Source organism: Pseudomonas sp. MDT2-39-1, assembly GCF_054898085.1.
Genome location: NZ_CM142716.1, coordinates 5496407 through 5512423, shown reverse-complemented (window position 1 = coordinate 5512423; position 16017 = coordinate 5496407). Strand labels below are relative to the sequence as shown.

General features: G+C 57.6%; 16 protein-coding genes and 3 pseudogenes. 7 read left to right on the top strand and 12 right to left on the bottom strand.

Going from position 1 to position 16017, the window contains the following annotated elements:
• Window positions 1–50 precede the first annotated feature (50 nt).
• Window positions 51–1454 (top strand): surface-adhesin E family protein, encoded by a 1404-nt coding sequence (locus ACYZTM_RS25600; protein WP_461985314.1) that lies wholly within the window; start codon window positions 51–53, stop codon window positions 1452–1454.
• 281 nt (window positions 1455–1735) lie between these two features.
• Here the strand turns inward: ACYZTM_RS25600 and ACYZTM_RS25595 are convergent, their stop codons facing one another.
• Together ACYZTM_RS25595 and ACYZTM_RS25590 are read right to left on the bottom strand one after the other, a co-directional pair.
• Window positions 1736–1966, bottom strand: a complete 231-nt coding sequence (locus tag ACYZTM_RS25595; RefSeq protein ID WP_131061941.1) for a hypothetical protein — start codon at window positions 1964–1966, stop codon at window positions 1736–1738.
• 92 nt (window positions 1967–2058) lie between these two features.
• Window positions 2059–2169: pseudogene (locus ACYZTM_RS25590) on the bottom strand (FCD domain-containing protein); the annotation flags it as partial.
• Between ACYZTM_RS25590 and ACYZTM_RS25585 the strand changes: the two are divergent.
• A pseudogene (locus ACYZTM_RS25585) lies at window positions 2152–2358 on the top strand (IS3 family transposase); the annotation flags it as partial. The pseudogenes ACYZTM_RS25590 and ACYZTM_RS25585 sit on opposite strands and share 18 nt — an antisense overlap.
• Before the next feature lie 89 nt (window positions 2359–2447).
• Here the strand turns inward: ACYZTM_RS25585 and ACYZTM_RS25580 are convergent.
• Window positions 2448–3326, bottom strand: coding sequence for a LysR family transcriptional regulator (locus ACYZTM_RS25580; RefSeq protein ID WP_461985312.1), 879 nt, complete (start codon window positions 3324–3326; stop codon window positions 2448–2450).
• A 160-nt stretch (window positions 3327–3486) separates the two neighbouring features.
• Here ACYZTM_RS25580 and ampC point away from each other — a divergent pair, with 160 nt between their 5' ends.
• Window positions 3487–4653, top strand: coding sequence for a class C beta-lactamase (gene ampC, locus ACYZTM_RS25575; RefSeq protein WP_461985310.1), 1167 nt, complete (start codon window positions 3487–3489; stop codon window positions 4651–4653).
• A gap of 254 nt (window positions 4654–4907) precedes the next feature.
• Here the strand turns inward: ampC and ACYZTM_RS25570 are convergent, their stop codons facing one another.
• The 5 genes and pseudogenes from ACYZTM_RS25570 to ACYZTM_RS25550 form a co-directional block, all read right to left on the bottom strand.
• The gene (locus ACYZTM_RS25570) at window positions 4908–5285 is read right to left on the bottom strand and encodes a DUF6124 family protein (RefSeq protein WP_461985308.1); all 378 of its coding nucleotides are present in this window, start codon (window positions 5283–5285) and stop codon (window positions 4908–4910) included.
• A gap of 449 nt (window positions 5286–5734) precedes the next feature.
• Complete coding sequence (ltrA, locus tag ACYZTM_RS25565; protein WP_461985306.1) at window positions 5735–7150, bottom strand: group II intron reverse transcriptase/maturase; 1416 nt, start codon at window positions 7148–7150, stop codon at window positions 5735–5737.
• A 464-nt stretch (window positions 7151–7614) separates the two neighbouring features.
• Window positions 7615–7878 (bottom strand): hypothetical protein, encoded by a 264-nt coding sequence (locus ACYZTM_RS25560; RefSeq protein ID WP_461985304.1) that lies wholly within the window; start codon window positions 7876–7878, stop codon window positions 7615–7617.
• 16 nt (window positions 7879–7894) lie between these two features.
• A complete protein-coding gene (locus ACYZTM_RS25555) occupies window positions 7895–8272 on the bottom strand; it encodes a DUF6124 family protein (protein WP_461989216.1) in 378 nt (125 codons plus the stop codon).
• 519 nt (window positions 8273–8791) lie between these two features.
• A pseudogene (locus ACYZTM_RS25550) lies at window positions 8792–8959 on the bottom strand (flagellin N-terminal helical domain-containing protein); the annotation flags it as partial.
• 91 nt (window positions 8960–9050) lie between these two features.
• Between ACYZTM_RS25550 and ACYZTM_RS25545 the strand changes: the two are divergent.
• Window positions 9051–10307, top strand: coding sequence for an IS256 family transposase (locus ACYZTM_RS25545; protein ID WP_461964636.1), 1257 nt, complete (start codon window positions 9051–9053; stop codon window positions 10305–10307).
• A gap of 12 nt (window positions 10308–10319) precedes the next feature.
• Here the strand turns inward: ACYZTM_RS25545 and ACYZTM_RS25540 are convergent, their stop codons facing one another.
• Complete coding sequence (locus ACYZTM_RS25540; RefSeq protein ID WP_461985302.1) at window positions 10320–10523, bottom strand: hypothetical protein; 204 nt, start codon at window positions 10521–10523, stop codon at window positions 10320–10322.
• Window positions 10524–10798: 275 nt separating this feature from the next.
• Between ACYZTM_RS25540 and ACYZTM_RS25535 the strand changes: the two genes are divergently transcribed.
• Window positions 10799–11107: a response regulator gene (locus ACYZTM_RS25535; RefSeq protein WP_461985300.1), complete on the top strand. Its 309-nt coding sequence runs from the start codon at window positions 10799–10801 to the stop codon at window positions 11105–11107.
• A 291-nt stretch (window positions 11108–11398) separates the two neighbouring features.
• Here the strand turns inward: ACYZTM_RS25535 and ACYZTM_RS25530 are convergent, their stop codons facing one another.
• Window positions 11399–11962: a DUF4174 domain-containing protein gene (locus ACYZTM_RS25530; RefSeq protein ID WP_131061937.1), complete on the bottom strand. Its 564-nt coding sequence runs from the start codon at window positions 11960–11962 to the stop codon at window positions 11399–11401.
• A 179-nt stretch (window positions 11963–12141) separates the two neighbouring features.
• Between ACYZTM_RS25530 and ACYZTM_RS25525 the strand changes: the two genes are divergently transcribed.
• The gene (locus tag ACYZTM_RS25525) at window positions 12142–12510 is read left to right on the top strand and encodes a VOC family protein (RefSeq protein WP_131061936.1); all 369 of its coding nucleotides are present in this window, start codon (window positions 12142–12144) and stop codon (window positions 12508–12510) included.
• Window positions 12511–12529: 19 nt separating this feature from the next.
• On the opposite strand, the gene ACYZTM_RS25520 is transcribed toward ACYZTM_RS25525, so the two are convergent.
• Both ACYZTM_RS25520 and ACYZTM_RS25515 read right to left on the bottom strand, forming a co-directional pair.
• Window positions 12530–13315, bottom strand: a complete 786-nt coding sequence (locus ACYZTM_RS25520) for a sulfite exporter TauE/SafE family protein (RefSeq protein ID WP_131061935.1) — start codon at window positions 13313–13315, stop codon at window positions 12530–12532.
• 269 nt (window positions 13316–13584) lie between these two features.
• Window positions 13585–14334 (bottom strand): hypothetical protein, encoded by a 750-nt coding sequence (locus ACYZTM_RS25515; protein ID WP_131061934.1) that lies wholly within the window; start codon window positions 14332–14334, stop codon window positions 13585–13587.
• Between the two features lie 412 nt (window positions 14335–14746).
• Between ACYZTM_RS25515 and ACYZTM_RS25510 the strand changes: the two genes are divergently transcribed.
• Window positions 14747–15895, top strand: coding sequence for an aldose epimerase family protein (locus ACYZTM_RS25510; protein ID WP_131061933.1), 1149 nt, complete (start codon window positions 14747–14749; stop codon window positions 15893–15895).
• Window positions 15896–16017: the final 122 nt, after the last annotated feature.

Sequence of the window (16017 nt, the reverse complement as noted above, 5' to 3'; positions counted from 1 at the left end):
GCCGACCACCTCAGTTCACATGTATGTGGCGCGTATCGCCTGGAATGCCTATGACCCGCTTCGCTGTTGTCGGTTTGTTAACGTTGCTTTCAGGTTGCGCCAGTGCGCCTGCACCCGTAGCCAAAGCACCTTCAATGACGGTGGAGGAAGTGCTCAAGGAGCCGCTGCTGCCCAACTCGATAATACGCGATGGGGAGATGCTCGGCTTTCAGGTGAGCATTCCCGCGCGAGACCTGAAAACCACGCAATCGACGTTGCAGATACAAGCAAGCTGCGACGCCACCCACGCAAGCCTGATGTTCATGCAGACAACATTTGTCTCCAGCACACGACCACTATTTCGCAAGTTGGCAATGAACAACCCGTTGTCCCCGGCACTGGCGGCAATTCTGGCGCAGAACCCGAGCTTCACCACCGCCTGCGCTCAGACCTCCCCATCGGACTGGCGGATTGTTTCGGCAAGCGGCGCGGAACGCCGACTGGTGATCGACCGCAACAGCATCAAGGTCGAAGGACCTTCCCGACTGTTCTGGGGCGCGATTGATGAGCCAGCCCTTCTGACCGATGCCGATTACAAAGTGCTGTTTGGTCAAACCCGCAACCGTTATCAGGTCGATTGCACGCGCCAGACCTACCGAGTGTTGAGCGTTTTTAAACTGGACGAAAAAGACCAGATCGCCCGGGGAACGTTGCTCTCCGACAGCGCGGAAAAAACCTTCGGGCAAAGTGCTGACGTCCGCGATTTGCTGAATGCTGCCTGCACGCCGACACAGCAACTCTCGACGCTGGCCCTCTACTCGCCCCGCAGCAAAGTCGCGCTGTCTTATGAGTCCGGCCCCGTTAAAGCCGACGTGCTCAAGTCGATTGCCGATCTGAATCTGCCACCGCCGCAGAAGGCGATCAAACATCTCGTCTTCAAATCACACAATGCTGGCTACCTGGGCAGCGCGCCCTCGCAGAGCGAGCAACGCTATGAAACCGATCCACAGAGCGGGCAACTGCAATTGCAGTGGCCAGGCAAGGTGTCGGATACCCGTTCGGTCAACTTCAGAGGATTGCTGACCCTGCGCCTCGACAGCCATCACACCGACCGTCAATTACCGGTGTCGTATGCAGTCGATACTGAAAAACTGACGTTCACCGGCGACTGGCGAGCGATGGTTGTCGGTTCATCGTTGGGGTATCAGATTACCCAACAACGTCGCAGTACGCTTAAAGGCAACTCGGTTGATGTCGAGAGCGTTAACTGCGTGGTCGAGCGTCAGATCGAGGCTTCGCAGCTCAACTCATCGTTGCAGGGCAGCGCCAAGGAGTTGGGGTGCAAGCTTGAAGGTGGCGAGCTGAAAGCAACCGCCACGATGTACTACCTTCAGGATTATGGTTACTTCTTCCGGACTCGCTATCAAGTCGGGTGGATAACGGATGTGCGAACGAACCTGGTCAGCGTCGAGTGAAACACACGTCATAAAAAACCCGGCACATTGGCCGTAATGCTGTTCACTTAAGCGCGGGCACTCATTTGTGGCGAGGGGATTCAGCGAAACGTCGCACCGCCCCGTTCGGCTGCGAAGCAGTCGTAGATCCACACAACTCGGTCTGTCTGAACGGGCGCAGGGGGCCGCTTCGCAGCCGAACGGGGCGGTGCGACGTTTCGATGAATCCCCTCGCCACAGGTTCTCGCTCGACTGATGATTGTCTTAAGTGAACAGCATTAGGCACATTGGCCGGGTCCTTTTTATCGTCTGTCATCGGATAAAGGGGTTGGCTCATCCGCTGGCGGTACATCCTCATCAGCGGCCGGATCCTTCCAGTCTTCAGGTCGATCAGTGTCTGCGGCAGCCGGGTCCAGTGAAGGGTCCCTGCCGGGCGGAGCATCCTGATCCAGCGTCGGCTCGTCGGTGCCGGGCATGGGTCTGGTAGGGTCGGTATTGGGTGTTCCACCCTGGAACATCGAGTCGTTAGCCATGACGCACCTCACTGATGAGGTCCAGCAAATCTGGGCCGTACTCGTTGGAAGCGAGCGCTCGAATGGCGTGCTATCGACTAGACAAACGGTCGTCAGGCACCGGCCGAAAACCGGTCTCGGCTGTTGGTCAGGTGCAGCCACATGGCGGCGCGCGCGGCGTCCGGGCCTTGCCTTTTGATCGCGTTGAGAATCGCCTCATGTTCCGCGTGTTCCGCAGCTTGAAAACTGAATGGATACCGACCACGGGCTACAAAACTGCTCAAGAAGCCCAACGCGATATCAGCCATTTCTTGATGCATCGGTACAACTGGATTCGGCCCCATCAATTCAACGGTGGGCTGGCGCAAGCTCGGGCCGAAGAAAAACTTAACGTCGTGTCCGGGATTAGTTGACCACTACAAAAGGAGCAAAGCGAATACCGGCCGAAAGCCGGTTGAGGGCTTCCCCTCAACCATAGAATCTCCCACAGAGGTGGGATTCGTCAGTTCATCTCGGTCGCTTGCAGCAGCCAATCCTTGAACATCGTCATTGCCGATGTCTCGGGGCGCGACTGCAAGCGGGTCAGCCAATAGCTGCCGGTGGTGATGCCAATGTCGAACGGTTGCTCGATCGCACCCGCCGCCAGTTGCCGGGCGAACATCAGCGGCGGCGCCAAGGCAATTCCGGCGCCCTGTAACGCGGCCTCCATCATGGCGAGCGAGGAGTCGAAGACGATGCTCTTGGGCGGCGGTGTATTGGCCGGCAACCCGGCGGCCAGAAACCACTCGGGCCACTCGTCCGTGCGGTAGGAGCGCAACAGCGTCTGCTTGAGCAAGTCGGCGGGCTCTTGCAACTGAGCGGCTATTAGAGGAACGCAGAGCACCGACAACGGCGCTTCAATCAGCTTTAAAGCCTCGATCCCGTGCCAGGCGCCGGCGCCAAATCGGATGGCGTAATCCAGCCCTTCGGCGGCCACGTCCACCCGGTTGTTGTTGGTCGACAGGCGCAAATCTATGTACGGATGTTTCGACTGGAAGTCCGCCAGTCGCGGCAACAGCCAACCCACCGCAAACGTCCCCACGGCACCCACGGTGACCACTTCACGAAAATGCCCGCCCTCGAATCGCTCAAGGGTTTCGGCAATCCGGTCGAATGACTCGCGCAATACCGGCAGCAAGGTTTCGCCTTCACTGGTCAGCATCAAGCCGCGGGGCAAGCGTTTGAACAGCGTCACGTTAAGCTGGGCTTCTAGGCTTTTGACTTGATGACTGACCGCCGCCGGCGTAACGAACAACTCCACCGCCGCCCGCGTGAAGCTCAAATGACGTGCGGAAGCCTCGAAGGCGCGCAATGCATTCAGCGGCAGATGAGGACGAATCATGCCTACTCCCAAATTTTTCTAATGGCTAACCCGAAATATCGTCGTTTGTCGATTGTCGCCCGACTGCCTAGATTTGGCGCGCCCGTCAGCCGTCCGGTTCTGAATCCGTTCGGAGTGTAGCGGGTAAAGTAGTGACAACTCATGGAGAGTGGTTCCAACCATGTACAAATTTCATCTGCCAAGACTTGCGTCCTTTAGCGCTTTCGCTCTGTTGCTCGGTGCAAGTCACTGTATGGCCGCAACAAAATCCGACGATCAACTCGATGCCTTGGTGAAAGCCGCCATCGGGCCGGTCATGCAGGAACAAAATATCCCTGGCATCGCGGTCGCGATCACCCTGAATGGCCAGCAGCATTACTTTAACTACGGCGTGGCCTCGAAAGAGGACGGCAAAGCGGTCACCAAGGACACGCTGTTCGAAATCGGTTCGGTGAGTAAAACCTTCGCCACTACGCTGACTGCCTACGCCCAGGCCAGCGGCAAACTGTCTTTGTCTGACCGGGCCAGCCAGGTTTGGCCAGCGTTGCGAGGCAGTGCGTTCGACACCATCAGCGTGTTGCAACTGGGCACTTACACCGCTGGAGGGCTGCCGCTGCAATTTCCCAATGAGGCCGATCATCCAGACAAAATGCTCGCCTACTTCAAACACTGGAAACCTGTATATGCAGCGGGCACCCACCGACAGTATTCAAACCCCAGCCTTGGGCTGTCCGGTTATCTGGCGGCCAAAAGCATGGGCCAGCCGTTCGATGAGTTGATGGAAAAAACCCTGCTGCCGAAACTTGGGCTCAAGCACACCTACCTCACCGTACCGCAGGATCAAATGGGGCTTTACGCCCAGGGTTACGGCAAGGATGGCAAACCGGTACGTGTGAGCCCGGGTGCGCTGGATTCAGAGGCGTATGGCGTGAAAACCAGCGCCGCGGATTTGCTTCGTTATGTTGAAGCCAACCTGAAACCGGCGACGCTGGAAAAGCCATTGCAGCAAGCGATTGCCCTCACCCACACCGGTTACTACACCGTGGGCGAGATGACGCAGGGGTTGGGTTGGGAGCTCTATAACTATCCGGTCAGCCTCGATACCTTGCTAAGTGGCAACTCGACGGAAATGGCGATGGAAGCTCATAAAGTCCAGTGGCTGAACCCGCCGCAACCTGCGAAAGACACGGCATGGTTCAACAAGACCGGGTCGACGGGTGGTTTCGGCGCTTATGTCGCGTTCGTGCCTTCGAAAGACATCGGCGTCGTGATTCTGGCGAACAAGAATTACCCGAACTCCGAGCGAATCAAGATTGCTCACAACATATTGAGTGCCTTGACCGAATAACTAAAAGCGACCCAAGTCTCTGTAGCAGCTGACGAGCCTGGGAGGTGTGGCGAGGGGATTTATCCCCGTTCGGCGGCGAAGCCGTCGTAATCCATTGGACGCGATGTGGCTGGAAAAACAGGGGCCGCTTCGCAGCCCAACGGGGATAAATCCCCTCGCCACACCTCGCAGGCTCGGCAGCTGCTGCAAAATACGCAGTGACACATAAAATGGGCGACCCCTTTGAGGTCGCCCATTTTCGTTATTACATCAGCTCAATGCCGAGTCGGCGGCTGACCGTCAGGCGCATCGTTCCTCGGATCAAGATTGTCCCGAGCCTGATTCACCAACAACTCCGCAATTCCCGCCAACTGCTGAATCGCCCCCAGCACAATCCGGTTCGAGCCATCCAGCTTGCCGGCAAAAGTCACAATCACGGCATTCAGGGAAGCCAGGGTTTCGCTGGCCTGATGCAACAGGGTGATGGTGTCGACGCCGGGGGCGACGGTCAAGATCTGGCTGATCGGGACGGAACGCCTGGGCTTGCGCACACGAATGCTGGTGTCGCGCCCGGTCGTTTCGCCAAGGCGAACGAGCTTCAGGTGACTGGCATCGGTTGGGCGTTGCGCATCATTTTTGCCAAACTTCTTCATAGACGAGGCTCCTTTCTGGCCATTGGTATTGTTCGTCCCTGGATCCCTCAGTGTTGCGGACTCCCACGTCCTACCGCGAGTTTTGCGGTGGCTGACGAAGGCTAACGGTGCGCTCTGACAGAAACCAGTTCATGAAGTCCGACAGGACTTGCAGGATATTTCCGAGACCAATGAAACCAATGCATTCCCCTGCGGATCACCCGGTTTTTTTTGTAGCAGCCGCCGAGCAGCGCGAGGCTGCGTTCGGCTGCAAAGCAGTCGCATATCCTGCGCACGCGGTTTACCTGATAGACCGCAGTGCCTGATTTCACGACTGCTTCGCAGCCGAACGCAGCCTCGCGCTGCTCGACAACTGCTACAGGTATCTGCGCAGATCGAGTAGGAGGCGGATTTACATCCGCTGTCCTCTCACACCACCGTACGTACGGTTCCGTATACGGCGGTTCAGGTTATGCGATTAAGCCGTTTATCGTATCCAGTATCGAGACCAAACCGAGTCGATCCCACAGTTTCTTCGGCAGCGCCTGATTCATATGTGACGCTCCCGAGTTCCACCATGGGCCCTGCCCATTGGACGCTGATCTACGAGCACGTCCTTCGTTGATCCCCAAGCCCATCAGGTTACGCGCCCTCGTTGAGGACTGCTTCCATTGGCGCCAGAGGATGCAGCGAAGTTTTCGACGCACCCAGCCGTCCAGTTCCTCGAGGGGCCCCTTGCTCTGACTGAGCTTGAAGTAGCCAGCCCATCCGCGCAGTACGGGGTTTATCCGCTCGATGACGCTCGCCATCTTGCAGCCCCGCGCTCCGCGCAGCAGGTCTCTGAGTCGGTCGCGTAGACGCCCCAGACTCATCCTCGCCACTTTTAGTCTTGGCTGTTGATGCCAGCTCATCCCATAACCCAGATAATCACAGGCCCACGGTCGCGCCACGCGGCTCTTTTCCCGATTCAGCGTCAGTTTCAGACGCTGGCTCAGGAAGCATTCGACGCTGTTCATCACTCGTTCGCCAGCACGACGGCTGCGTACATAAATGTTCGCATCATCGGCATAGCGCACGAAACGATGGCCCCGCCGTTCCAATTCGCGATCGAGTTCGTTGAGCAGGATATTCGACAGCAACGGCGAGAGTGGGCCGCCTTGCGGCGCCCCTTCCTGTCGTCGACTGACAAGACCACCTGACATCGTTCCCGCTTCGAGATAACGACGGATCAGCGCGAGCACCCGCTTATCTTCGACTTGACGCGCCACGTGAGCCATCAGGACATCGTGGTTGACTCGATCAAAGAACTTCTCCAGATCGAGCGCCACACACCAGCGGTGGCCCGCCGCCACATGGGCTCGGGCTGTTTCGATGGCTTGATGAGCGCTTCTATTCGGACGAAAACCGTAGCTGTAGTCCGAGAACAGAGGGTCGAAGATTGGCGTGAGCTGTTGCAGCAAAGCCTGCTGGATCAGGCGATCCACGACGCAGGGAATGCCCAGCTGTCGTGTTCCACCTTGGGGCTTGGGAATGTCGACGGCGCGTACACCTTGCGGATGATACTCGCCGGCCAGCAACCGAGCCTTGAGGATCGGCCAATACTGTTTCACGTAGCCCGCCAAGTTGTCGACCGTCATGCCATCGGCACCCGGTGCGCCCTTGTTGCTGACCACGCGTTGATACGCACGCTTGAGGTTGGCCGGTGCGAGCACCCGCGCCATCAGCGTGTCCGGCTCCGCGTTCGTCCACGTCACAGATGCCGCCGATACCTCTGCGCTGTCAGCCGTCATCCTCGGATTCTGTCCGGGACTCGGAGTGACAGTCTTCTCTGGGAGAAATTTCTGCATTTCGGTATTCAACGAGACTCTGACGCCTACTGGCGGCATAACCTGTTCGGCCCTTGGTGACGGAGTTACTCGTCACTTACTACGGCCTCGGCTGACTTCTGCGCGTTCATCCCGTCGCCTCGCGGCGCTCGGTAGCACTCAGGCAAACGTGCAGATCTCCCAGGGTAATTCGCGCGACCTTCCTGCTTATGCCTGTCGGATCTACGTCACAGCGTTGCGTGCAAGTATTGGGCTTTGGCAATTTTGGCTACCTTACCCCGCTGCACCGCCTAATCCGCTTCCTGTTCGTCAGGCCAGCATTTTGCCTCGGGCTTCCTTCAGATTCGCAGTCACCCGCGACACCCTTGCCTCTGGCTAACACTTCCCCTTGCCGGGTGTGTAGAGGACTTTCACCTCCAAGTCACCAGCGTGGCCACCACAGCCAAGCTGGTTGCGCTTCGCGCAACGCGCCATGCCTGGCGCACCAAAAGAAAAGGGAGACCCCATGAGGTCGCCCGTTGTCGTCAACGTGCCTGCAAGCGTCGTCCGATCACATCCATCAAATCACAACCGTCACGCAGCGGAATCGCCAACACCCGCGCGAAGTCTTGCAACAGCAATGCATCACGGCCGACACCCTCACCGACGGATAGGGTTTCCAGCAGTTGAGTCACGCTTCGAATGCGATACGCCGCGGTGTCATGCAAGACATCCACCGGTGCATCCGTATCAATCAGCAATGACGGGATGGAGCAATCGATACCCGTAATCGGCATGTACCTGGCCATAGCTGAACACCCTCGCTCAATGCCGAACCGGTGGCTGAACGACAGGCGCACCTTCAGGCGGATCAACATTGTCCAGCGCCTGATTCACCAACAACTCGGCGATGACAGCCAACTGTTGAATCGACAGCGCCACGTTACGGTTCGAGCCTTCCTGTTTGCAGGCCAGATCTGTAATCAGGACGTTCAGGGAAGCGAGGGTTTCGCAGGCGTGGCTCAGGAGGGTTGGTGTGTCGACGCCGGAAGTCACAGCAAAGATGTGGCTGATAGGATCGGCGTGTCTAGGGTTTCGCAAGCGGGCGCTTACGATGCGTTCGGTGATTTCGGAAAGTGGAACGGAATCGATGGAATCGGAATCGGCTGGGGATTCAGGGGGATTGGGACTTAATTTTTTCATCAGTGAAAAGCCTGGGTGAGTTATAAAAACTGCCGATCTCACTTCCACGTGAGGGTGGCAGCTGTACGCAGGTGTGGAAGACCAGGGAAGCTCACCAAAACCCGGCGCACTCGAAAGTGCCCCTGCGCACAGCCGCCATAACGCGGCAATGTTGACATAAAAAATGTCGATATGCGCTTCATGGGCGTTGGTGAACGCTCTGACAACCGGACTTCCACATCCGACCGCTGATTTTGCAGCGGCCCGACGAAGGTTATCGGCATGCCCGACGCCGCACCAGTTCATGAGGTTCGACACGTCTTGCAGGAAATCTCCGACGCCAACGAAGGCATGCGCATCTCGTCCTAGGACGCCCAATTTCTGTAGCAGCTGCCGAGCAGCGCGAGGCTGCGTTCGAGCGCGAAGCGGTCGCAATCCAATGGATGCGTGTTACCTGAACGCATGCAGTTGCAGGTTCACGACTGCTACGCAGCCTCGCAGACTTGGCAGCTACAGGTATCGTTTGCTATTGCCCAATCAACGGTTGGATATCTGCAATCCGGCAGCGTCGTCTCTTGCCGAATTAATTTTTAGTCCAGAACTAAGCCTACTCATAGAGGTTGATAGCGCGTCAGAGGCCCTGTTTAGGTTCCTTTGAACGTTCAAAGATGTCGTATTGGTATTAACAGTAAGCGCCTTTGCACTCAGTTGAGGTGGGGGTAATGTCAAGTTTTGAGGGTGTAATTAGTTTTGTGTAAACGGTCATTTGGCAGGAGACTGCCTACCCCAAGGAAATCCAATGACCGAGTCAAAACCCAAGCGAGCCAAACGAGTCAAGCCTGATCCTGAGCTGGTTAAACTGGCCGACAGTCTGTTGGCCAATTACAAAAAGCCCGAAGATCTCATCGGCGAAAACGGCCTGCTCAAACAGCTCACCAAGATGCTGGTCGAGCGGGCCCTTGAAGCCGAGATGACCGAACACCTGGGGCACGACAAAAGCGCGACGATCACCAACACCGCCGCCAATGCGCGCAACGGTCACAGCGGTAAAACCCTGAAGGGCGACTTCGGCGAACTGCCGCTCGACATCCCTCGCGACCGGCAGGCGTCCTTCGAGCCGCAGTTGGTGGCCAAGCATCAAACCCGCTGGACGGGCTTCGATGACAAAGTCATCTCGCTGTACGCTCGCGGTTTGAGTGTCAGAGAAATTCAGGCGCACTTGCAGGAAATGTACGGCACCGAGGTCTCTCCCAGCCTGATCTCGGCGATTACCGACGCGGTGAGTGATGAGGTCAAACTCTGGCAGGCGCGGCCGCTGGACGCGCTGTACCCGATCCTCTATCTGGACTGCATTCACGTCAAAGTGCGCGATGCCGGCGCCGTGCGCAACAAGGCGGTTTATCTGGCCATCGGCGTCAACATGGCGGGTCACAAAGAGGTGCTGGGCTTGTGGATCGCTCAAACCGAAGGCGCAAAATTCTGGCTGCAAGTGGTGACCGAACTCAAGAATCGGGGCGTGCAGGACATCTTCATCGCCTGCGTGGACGGCCTCAAAGGCTTCCCTGAGGCGATTGAAACGGTTTACCCAAAAGCCGTCGTTCAGCTGTGCATCGTGCACATGGTGCGCAACAGTTTGAACTTCGTATCGTGGAAACGGCAGAAGGAAGTCGCGGCTGACCTCAAGCTGATTTACACCTCGGCCACCGCCGAGCTGGCTGAGCAACGGCTCTGCGAATTTGAAGCCAAATGGGACGCCGAGTACCAATCGATCAGCCTGTCATGGCGACGAAACTGGGCTCGGGTGATTCCGTTTTTTGACTATCCAGCCGAAATTCGCAAGGTGATCTACACCACCAATGCCATCGAATCGATCAACATGAGTCTGCGTAAAGTGATCAAAACGCGTGCGTCATTTCCGACCGACGAGGCGGTGATGAAGCTGTTTTATCTGGCGCTGAACAACATCAGCAAAAAGTGGACAATGCCGATCCGGGACTGGAAAGCGGCTTTGAATCGCTTCAGTATCCAGTTTGAAGATCGGCTGTTAACGGTTTAATAGAAATCCCGTTTACACAAAATCAGGGACACCCTCCAAGTTTTCAATCCTAACAAGCACTTTTTCATTTCCGTCAGAAACTCCAAATTTCACCAGCTGTTCTTCGCCATCAAAACTTTCGTATATCAAGTCAAATGTTTTAGATATTCCATTCGCAGTTTCGCTGACCGTGTATCGCGCACCTGCAACTAATTTACTCAGTTCATTCTGATTCATCGCCTTGCTCTCCATAGATGACACTCAAAAGATTAAATGCCCCCATCGCGAGTCGCCACTGTCATAAATGACAGTTTTTTAGCACTTTTGGTTATTGCTCTCATAAGCAAACCGTCCGGTCCACCACTCAATACGCAACCGCAGCCCCCCATTGCATCCCCACCCAAACCAAGTACGATCGCGCCCTCTTTTTATCCCGCCCCACCACGCATCAGCCCCTCCACGCCGCGTTCCAGCGCCGGGACTATGCTGAATCAGGGCATGAGGGCTGACCTATGAAAGTGTTATTGGTCGATGATCACGCTGTGGTGCGCATGGCGGTCGGGATGATTCTGGCCCGTGAGGGCCATGAGATTGTCGGTGAGTGCGACAACGGCTTGGACGCCCTCAGCAAGGCGTTCGAGCTCAAACCGGACGCCATTGTGCTCGACCTCGACATCCCGCAACTCGACGGCATGGCGGTCATTGACCGGTTGCGCATCGGTGGCAGCCCGGCCCATGTGCTGGTGCACACCGGGTTGAAAAGCCAGGCTTATTCCGCGCAATGCCGGCGTGCCGGTGCGTCGGTTTTTGTGATCATCTGAGTGCTGCCGGGCGTGTTGATGCTCCCATCATTCCACGCGTCCGCAGAACCGCTTTCGCTGCTCAGCCGCGCCGCGGATAGCAGCGGTCGCGCTCACGCTCACGTCTGCACAGCGCCATCGCGAGTAGGCTCGCTCCTACAAGGGGTTCGGCGGAACTCACAAAAACCGGCCGCTGCGCAGATCAAGATGTGCGAGTGAGCCTGCTCGCGATGACGGACTCACAGGCAACATTGATGTTGACTGACCCACCGCTATCGCGAGCAAGCTCGCTCCCACAGGGATAGGGATGTATCAGTCATCCGGCATTTCCGGGGGCTTGGTGGGTTTCGCCGGTTTAACCGGTTTTGCGCCCTTGGCGCCTTTGGCGGCCGGTTCGGCGACAACGGGCGTCGCGACCGTCGGTGGTGCGGCTTCTTTCTCGGTCGCTGGGAGGGCATCAATGGTGTCGAAGATTTTCTTCAAATCGACCGACTTTGATTCATCCCCCGAACTCTCGAACTTCTTCTCGCCGTCCTTGCCCACCAGGATGACTTTGGGCAACGCCCCCGCGCCGAGTTTCAGCGAGCGAATCAATGCCATGGTGTCCTGTGGGCCGAGGTCCTTGCCGTCGAGCTGACCGGACATGTTCAGCACCGTGTACACCCTGATATTGCGCTGGGCGATACCTTCCTTGTTGGCCGGATCGTTCAACGCATTTTTCAGGCCCACCCAGACGGGGTTAACGGTGTTCGGAGCAATCACAATCAGTGGCCGGGCCCTGCCCTTGTCTATGTCCAGAGGTGAGCCGTCTTCGGCGGCGAGCAAGGAGCCGGCGATAGCCAGCAAGGTAGTCAGGGTCAAAGACCTGATGAGCATGCGCATCTCCTTTTGATATCCACGCTCTAATGATTGCGCATCGCGGCGATCGTTCCGGGTGACGCACCGCGATTGTGTTCCGCCTTGACCCAAGCTTAGGTCAGGGCGGTCATTGCGCAACAGGTTGAGCTAATCTCATCGCTCATAACGAGCCGTCTGATCCGCCGTGAGGACCCGCCATGAGCGCTCAGTTGAACCACACCATCGTCTGGTGCCGAGACAAGCAGATCTCGGCCCATTACCTCGCCGAGATCCTTGGCCTGCCCGGTCCCGAGCCGTTCGGGCCGATGCTGATCGTCAGGCTCGACAATGGCGTGTCGCTGGATTTCTACGACAACGACCCGCCGATCGCCTCCCAGCACTATGCGTTTCTGATCGGCGAGGATGATTTCGATGCGGCCTTCGCTCGCCTGCAAGCGCGCAAGCAGCCCTGGTGGGCTGACCCCGGCAAGCAACGGCCTAACGAAATCAACGATTACGGCGGTGGCCGGCGGGTTTATTTCGATGACCCGGACGGGCATCTGCTGGAGATTCTCACGCGTCCCTGAGGCAGGAAGCCGTGCCGGTTCAGAACGCCAGTTTGTAGCCGATCAGCACCAGCATCGTCGCCAGGCACGGGCGCAGCACTTCGTCGGAGATGCGACCGGTCAAGTGACTGCCCAAGTAAATCCCCGGCAGCGAACCGATCAGCAAGTAACCCAGCACATGCCAATCCATGTTGCCCATGCTCGCGTGGCCCAGGCCGGCGACCAGGGTCAGGGGGACGGCGTGGGCGATTTCGGTGCCGACGAGGCGCCGCGTCGGCAGCAGCGGATAGAGGATGAACAACGCCACGGTGCCGAGGGCGCCGGCACCAATGGAGGTCAGCGCGACCATGGTGCCCAGGACCAGGCCGGTGATGACCGTCAGGACATTCAGGCGCGAACCGCTGGGGTTGTACTGGCCGCCCGCACGTTTGTGGGCGAAATCGAGCAGGCGTTTCTTGAAGAAAATTGCCAGTGCCGTGGCAAACAATACGAAGCCCAGCGCCTGTTTGATGACGGCGTTCATCGCATCGGGTGAGGCCTGCAAACTGCTCAGAAACCACAGCGTCAGCGCTACCGCCGGCACACTGCCGAGGGTCAGCCAGCCGGTAATTGCCCAGTTGATGTTGTTGTTCTTGCGATGAACCAGCACACCGCTGGATTTGGTAATGGCCGCGTACAGCAAGTCGGTGCCCACCGCCGTGGCCGGGTTGATACCAAACCAGAGCAGAATCGGCGTCATCAACGAACCACCACCCACGCCGGTCATGCCGACGATGAAGCCCACGACCAATCCTGCAACCACCAACCCGAAGTTAACGAAATCCATTAACACGCCCGCACAAAACACATGAAAAAACTGGCCCGCAGCATAGCGATTTTTCTTATAACCACTTATATCGATGCGGACTATCGTTATTCCACAACACATCATTCACCCCTGTGTACCCAATTCCCCTGTGGGAGCGGGCTTGCTCGCGAAAGCGGACTTTCAGCCAACAGTTTTATTGAATGTTCGACCGCATTCGCGAGCAAGCCCGCTCCCACAGGGGATTTGCTGCGTCAGTGAGAGCGGTGGCCAAGTTTGGAGATGCGGGTCTACTGCACCGGCAAGAAATTCAGAAACAGCAAACTCTGCGCATAGTTCAAGCCGATCCGCCGATAACGCTCGTCCAGCATCTGCGTCAGCAGGTCCAGCCGCGCGACGATTTTTCCGAACTCCACGGCAAAACTCAGGTTGCTGCCCTCCTCCGAAATTTCGTTGGAGAACAGCAAGGGCTCGCCGTTTTTATTTTGCCGCTGGCTCAGGATCCAGGTGGCTTTCTCGATGTTGCGGGCGGCGTTACTGACGAAGGTCGGGTTGATCGCATCGGTCATGTAGAACTCAAGGCGATTGCCGTGCGCGGTGACCAGCATGCTGCCGATGGCATAGATGAAGGCACCGACCCGGTCGCCGAGAAACTCCGGGCTCATGGCATAGCTCAGTGCCGCGAGGTCTTTCTTGCCGCCGAGGGTGGGCAGCGGCTGTTGTTGTTCGATGGCCAGGCGCACTTGCTTTCCGGCGGTGCGGGCGTCGAGGAAGCCGGACTTTTTCAACTCCTCCGGATTGCGCAGGTAGAGCTTGCTCATCAGCAAGTAGAGGCTGTCGAGGTTGTCGCGCATCGCCAGGGTCGCCATGCGGTCGACGCTGGTCTGGAGGAATTCCTGGGGCGTGCCTTCGCGGAACTGGCTGACGATGTCGCGGCCCTGTTGCTGGCTGCAACCGCTGGCGAAGAGCATCGACAGACTGGCCAGCAGCAGGCATTGACGACGTATTGATGACATGAAAAAGGGTAGAACTCGAGCCATGGGTGCTTGAACTTGGGCATTGGCCGACGGTGGGGATCGCCGCAGGCTGGCCAAGGATAGAGCCGCCAAAGCTGAAAAAGTGCAGTGCCGACTGATCACCGGCCCCATTTTGTTGCAGCTGCGTTGTGGCGAGGGGATTTATCCCCGTTCGGCTGCGTCGCAGTCGTAAACCGATGAAAGCGGTTCACCTGAAAAACCACAGCGCCTGATTTCACGACTGCTTCGCAGCCGGACGGGGATAAATCCCCTCACCACAGCGTGCTGCTCGGCAGCTGCTACAAACCGGGTTATTTAGTCATACTTTTAATGGATTTTATTGAGCAACAAGCTATAAATCTTCTCCAGTCGAATATTTAGTATGACTACTAGATATTTTACTGCCCTATGAAAACAACAATAAGGAAGGTTTACCATGCTGCAATCCCGACACCTGCTCTCCGGCCTTGGACTGTCCCTGATGATCGCCACCCTCCCCACCCAAGCGGCTGGCCTGTCCAGCGAACACAAAGCGTTCGGCAAGACCAACGACGGCACACCCGTCGAGCAATACGTCTTGCGTAACAGCCATGGCCTGCAAGCCACGATCATTACTTACGGCGGCATTTTGCAGTCGCTGAAGGTGCCGGACAAAAACGGCAAGCTCGACGATGTGGTCCTGGGCTTTGACGATGTTCAGGGCTATCAGAGCGGCACGGCGTACTTTGGCGCGACCATCGGACGTTTCGGCAATCGCCTGGCCAACGGCGCGTTCGAGCTGGACGGAAAACGCTATCAGGTGCCGCTCAATGACGGTTCCAACTCGCTGCACGGCGGCCCGCAGGGGTTTGACAAGCACGTGTGGAAAGCCCAGCCGAGCAAAAGCAAGGACTCGGTGGGCGTGACCCTGACGTACCTATCGGTGGACGGTGAAATGGGGTTCCCCGGCAACCTCAAAACCGAGGTCACCTACAGCCTTACCGAGAACAATGAACTGCGCATCGAGTACAAGGCCAGCACCGATAAACCGACCGTGCTGAACCTGACCAACCACAGCTATTTCAACCTCGCCGGCGCGGGTAACGGTGATGTGTTGAAACAGCTCGTCACCCTGCATTCGACCCACTACACACCGGTCACCGCCAAGCTGATTCCAACCGGCGAACTGGCCCCGGTCGCCGGTACGCCGATGGACTTCACTCAACCCACCGCCATCGGCAAGCACATCAAGGCCGGTCACCCGCAACTGAAATTCGCCGAGCCAAAACAGGGTGGCTTCGATTTCAACTGGGCACTGGACGCCAAGGGCGACGTGGGCAAACTGGCCGCCGATGTCAGCGATCCACTCTCTGGGCGCCGCTTGCAGCTCTACACCACCGAACCCGGCGTGCAGTTCTACACCAGCAACTTCCTCGACGGCACGGTCAAGGGCAAGGGCGGCAAGGTCTATCCACATTGGGGCGCGTTCACGCTGGAGACTCAGCACTACCCTGACTCGCCGAACCAGCCGAACTTCCCGTCCACCCGACTCGACCCGGGCAAGACCTATACCCAGAACACAGTGCTGAAGTTTTCGGCCGACTAAACATCCGGCCACGACACAATCCGTGTAGCTGGCCTGTGGCGAGGGGATTTATCCCCGTTCGGCTGCGAAGCAGTCGTCAATCCTTCAAGCGCTGTACGTCTGAAGGAATGTAGGGGGCCGCT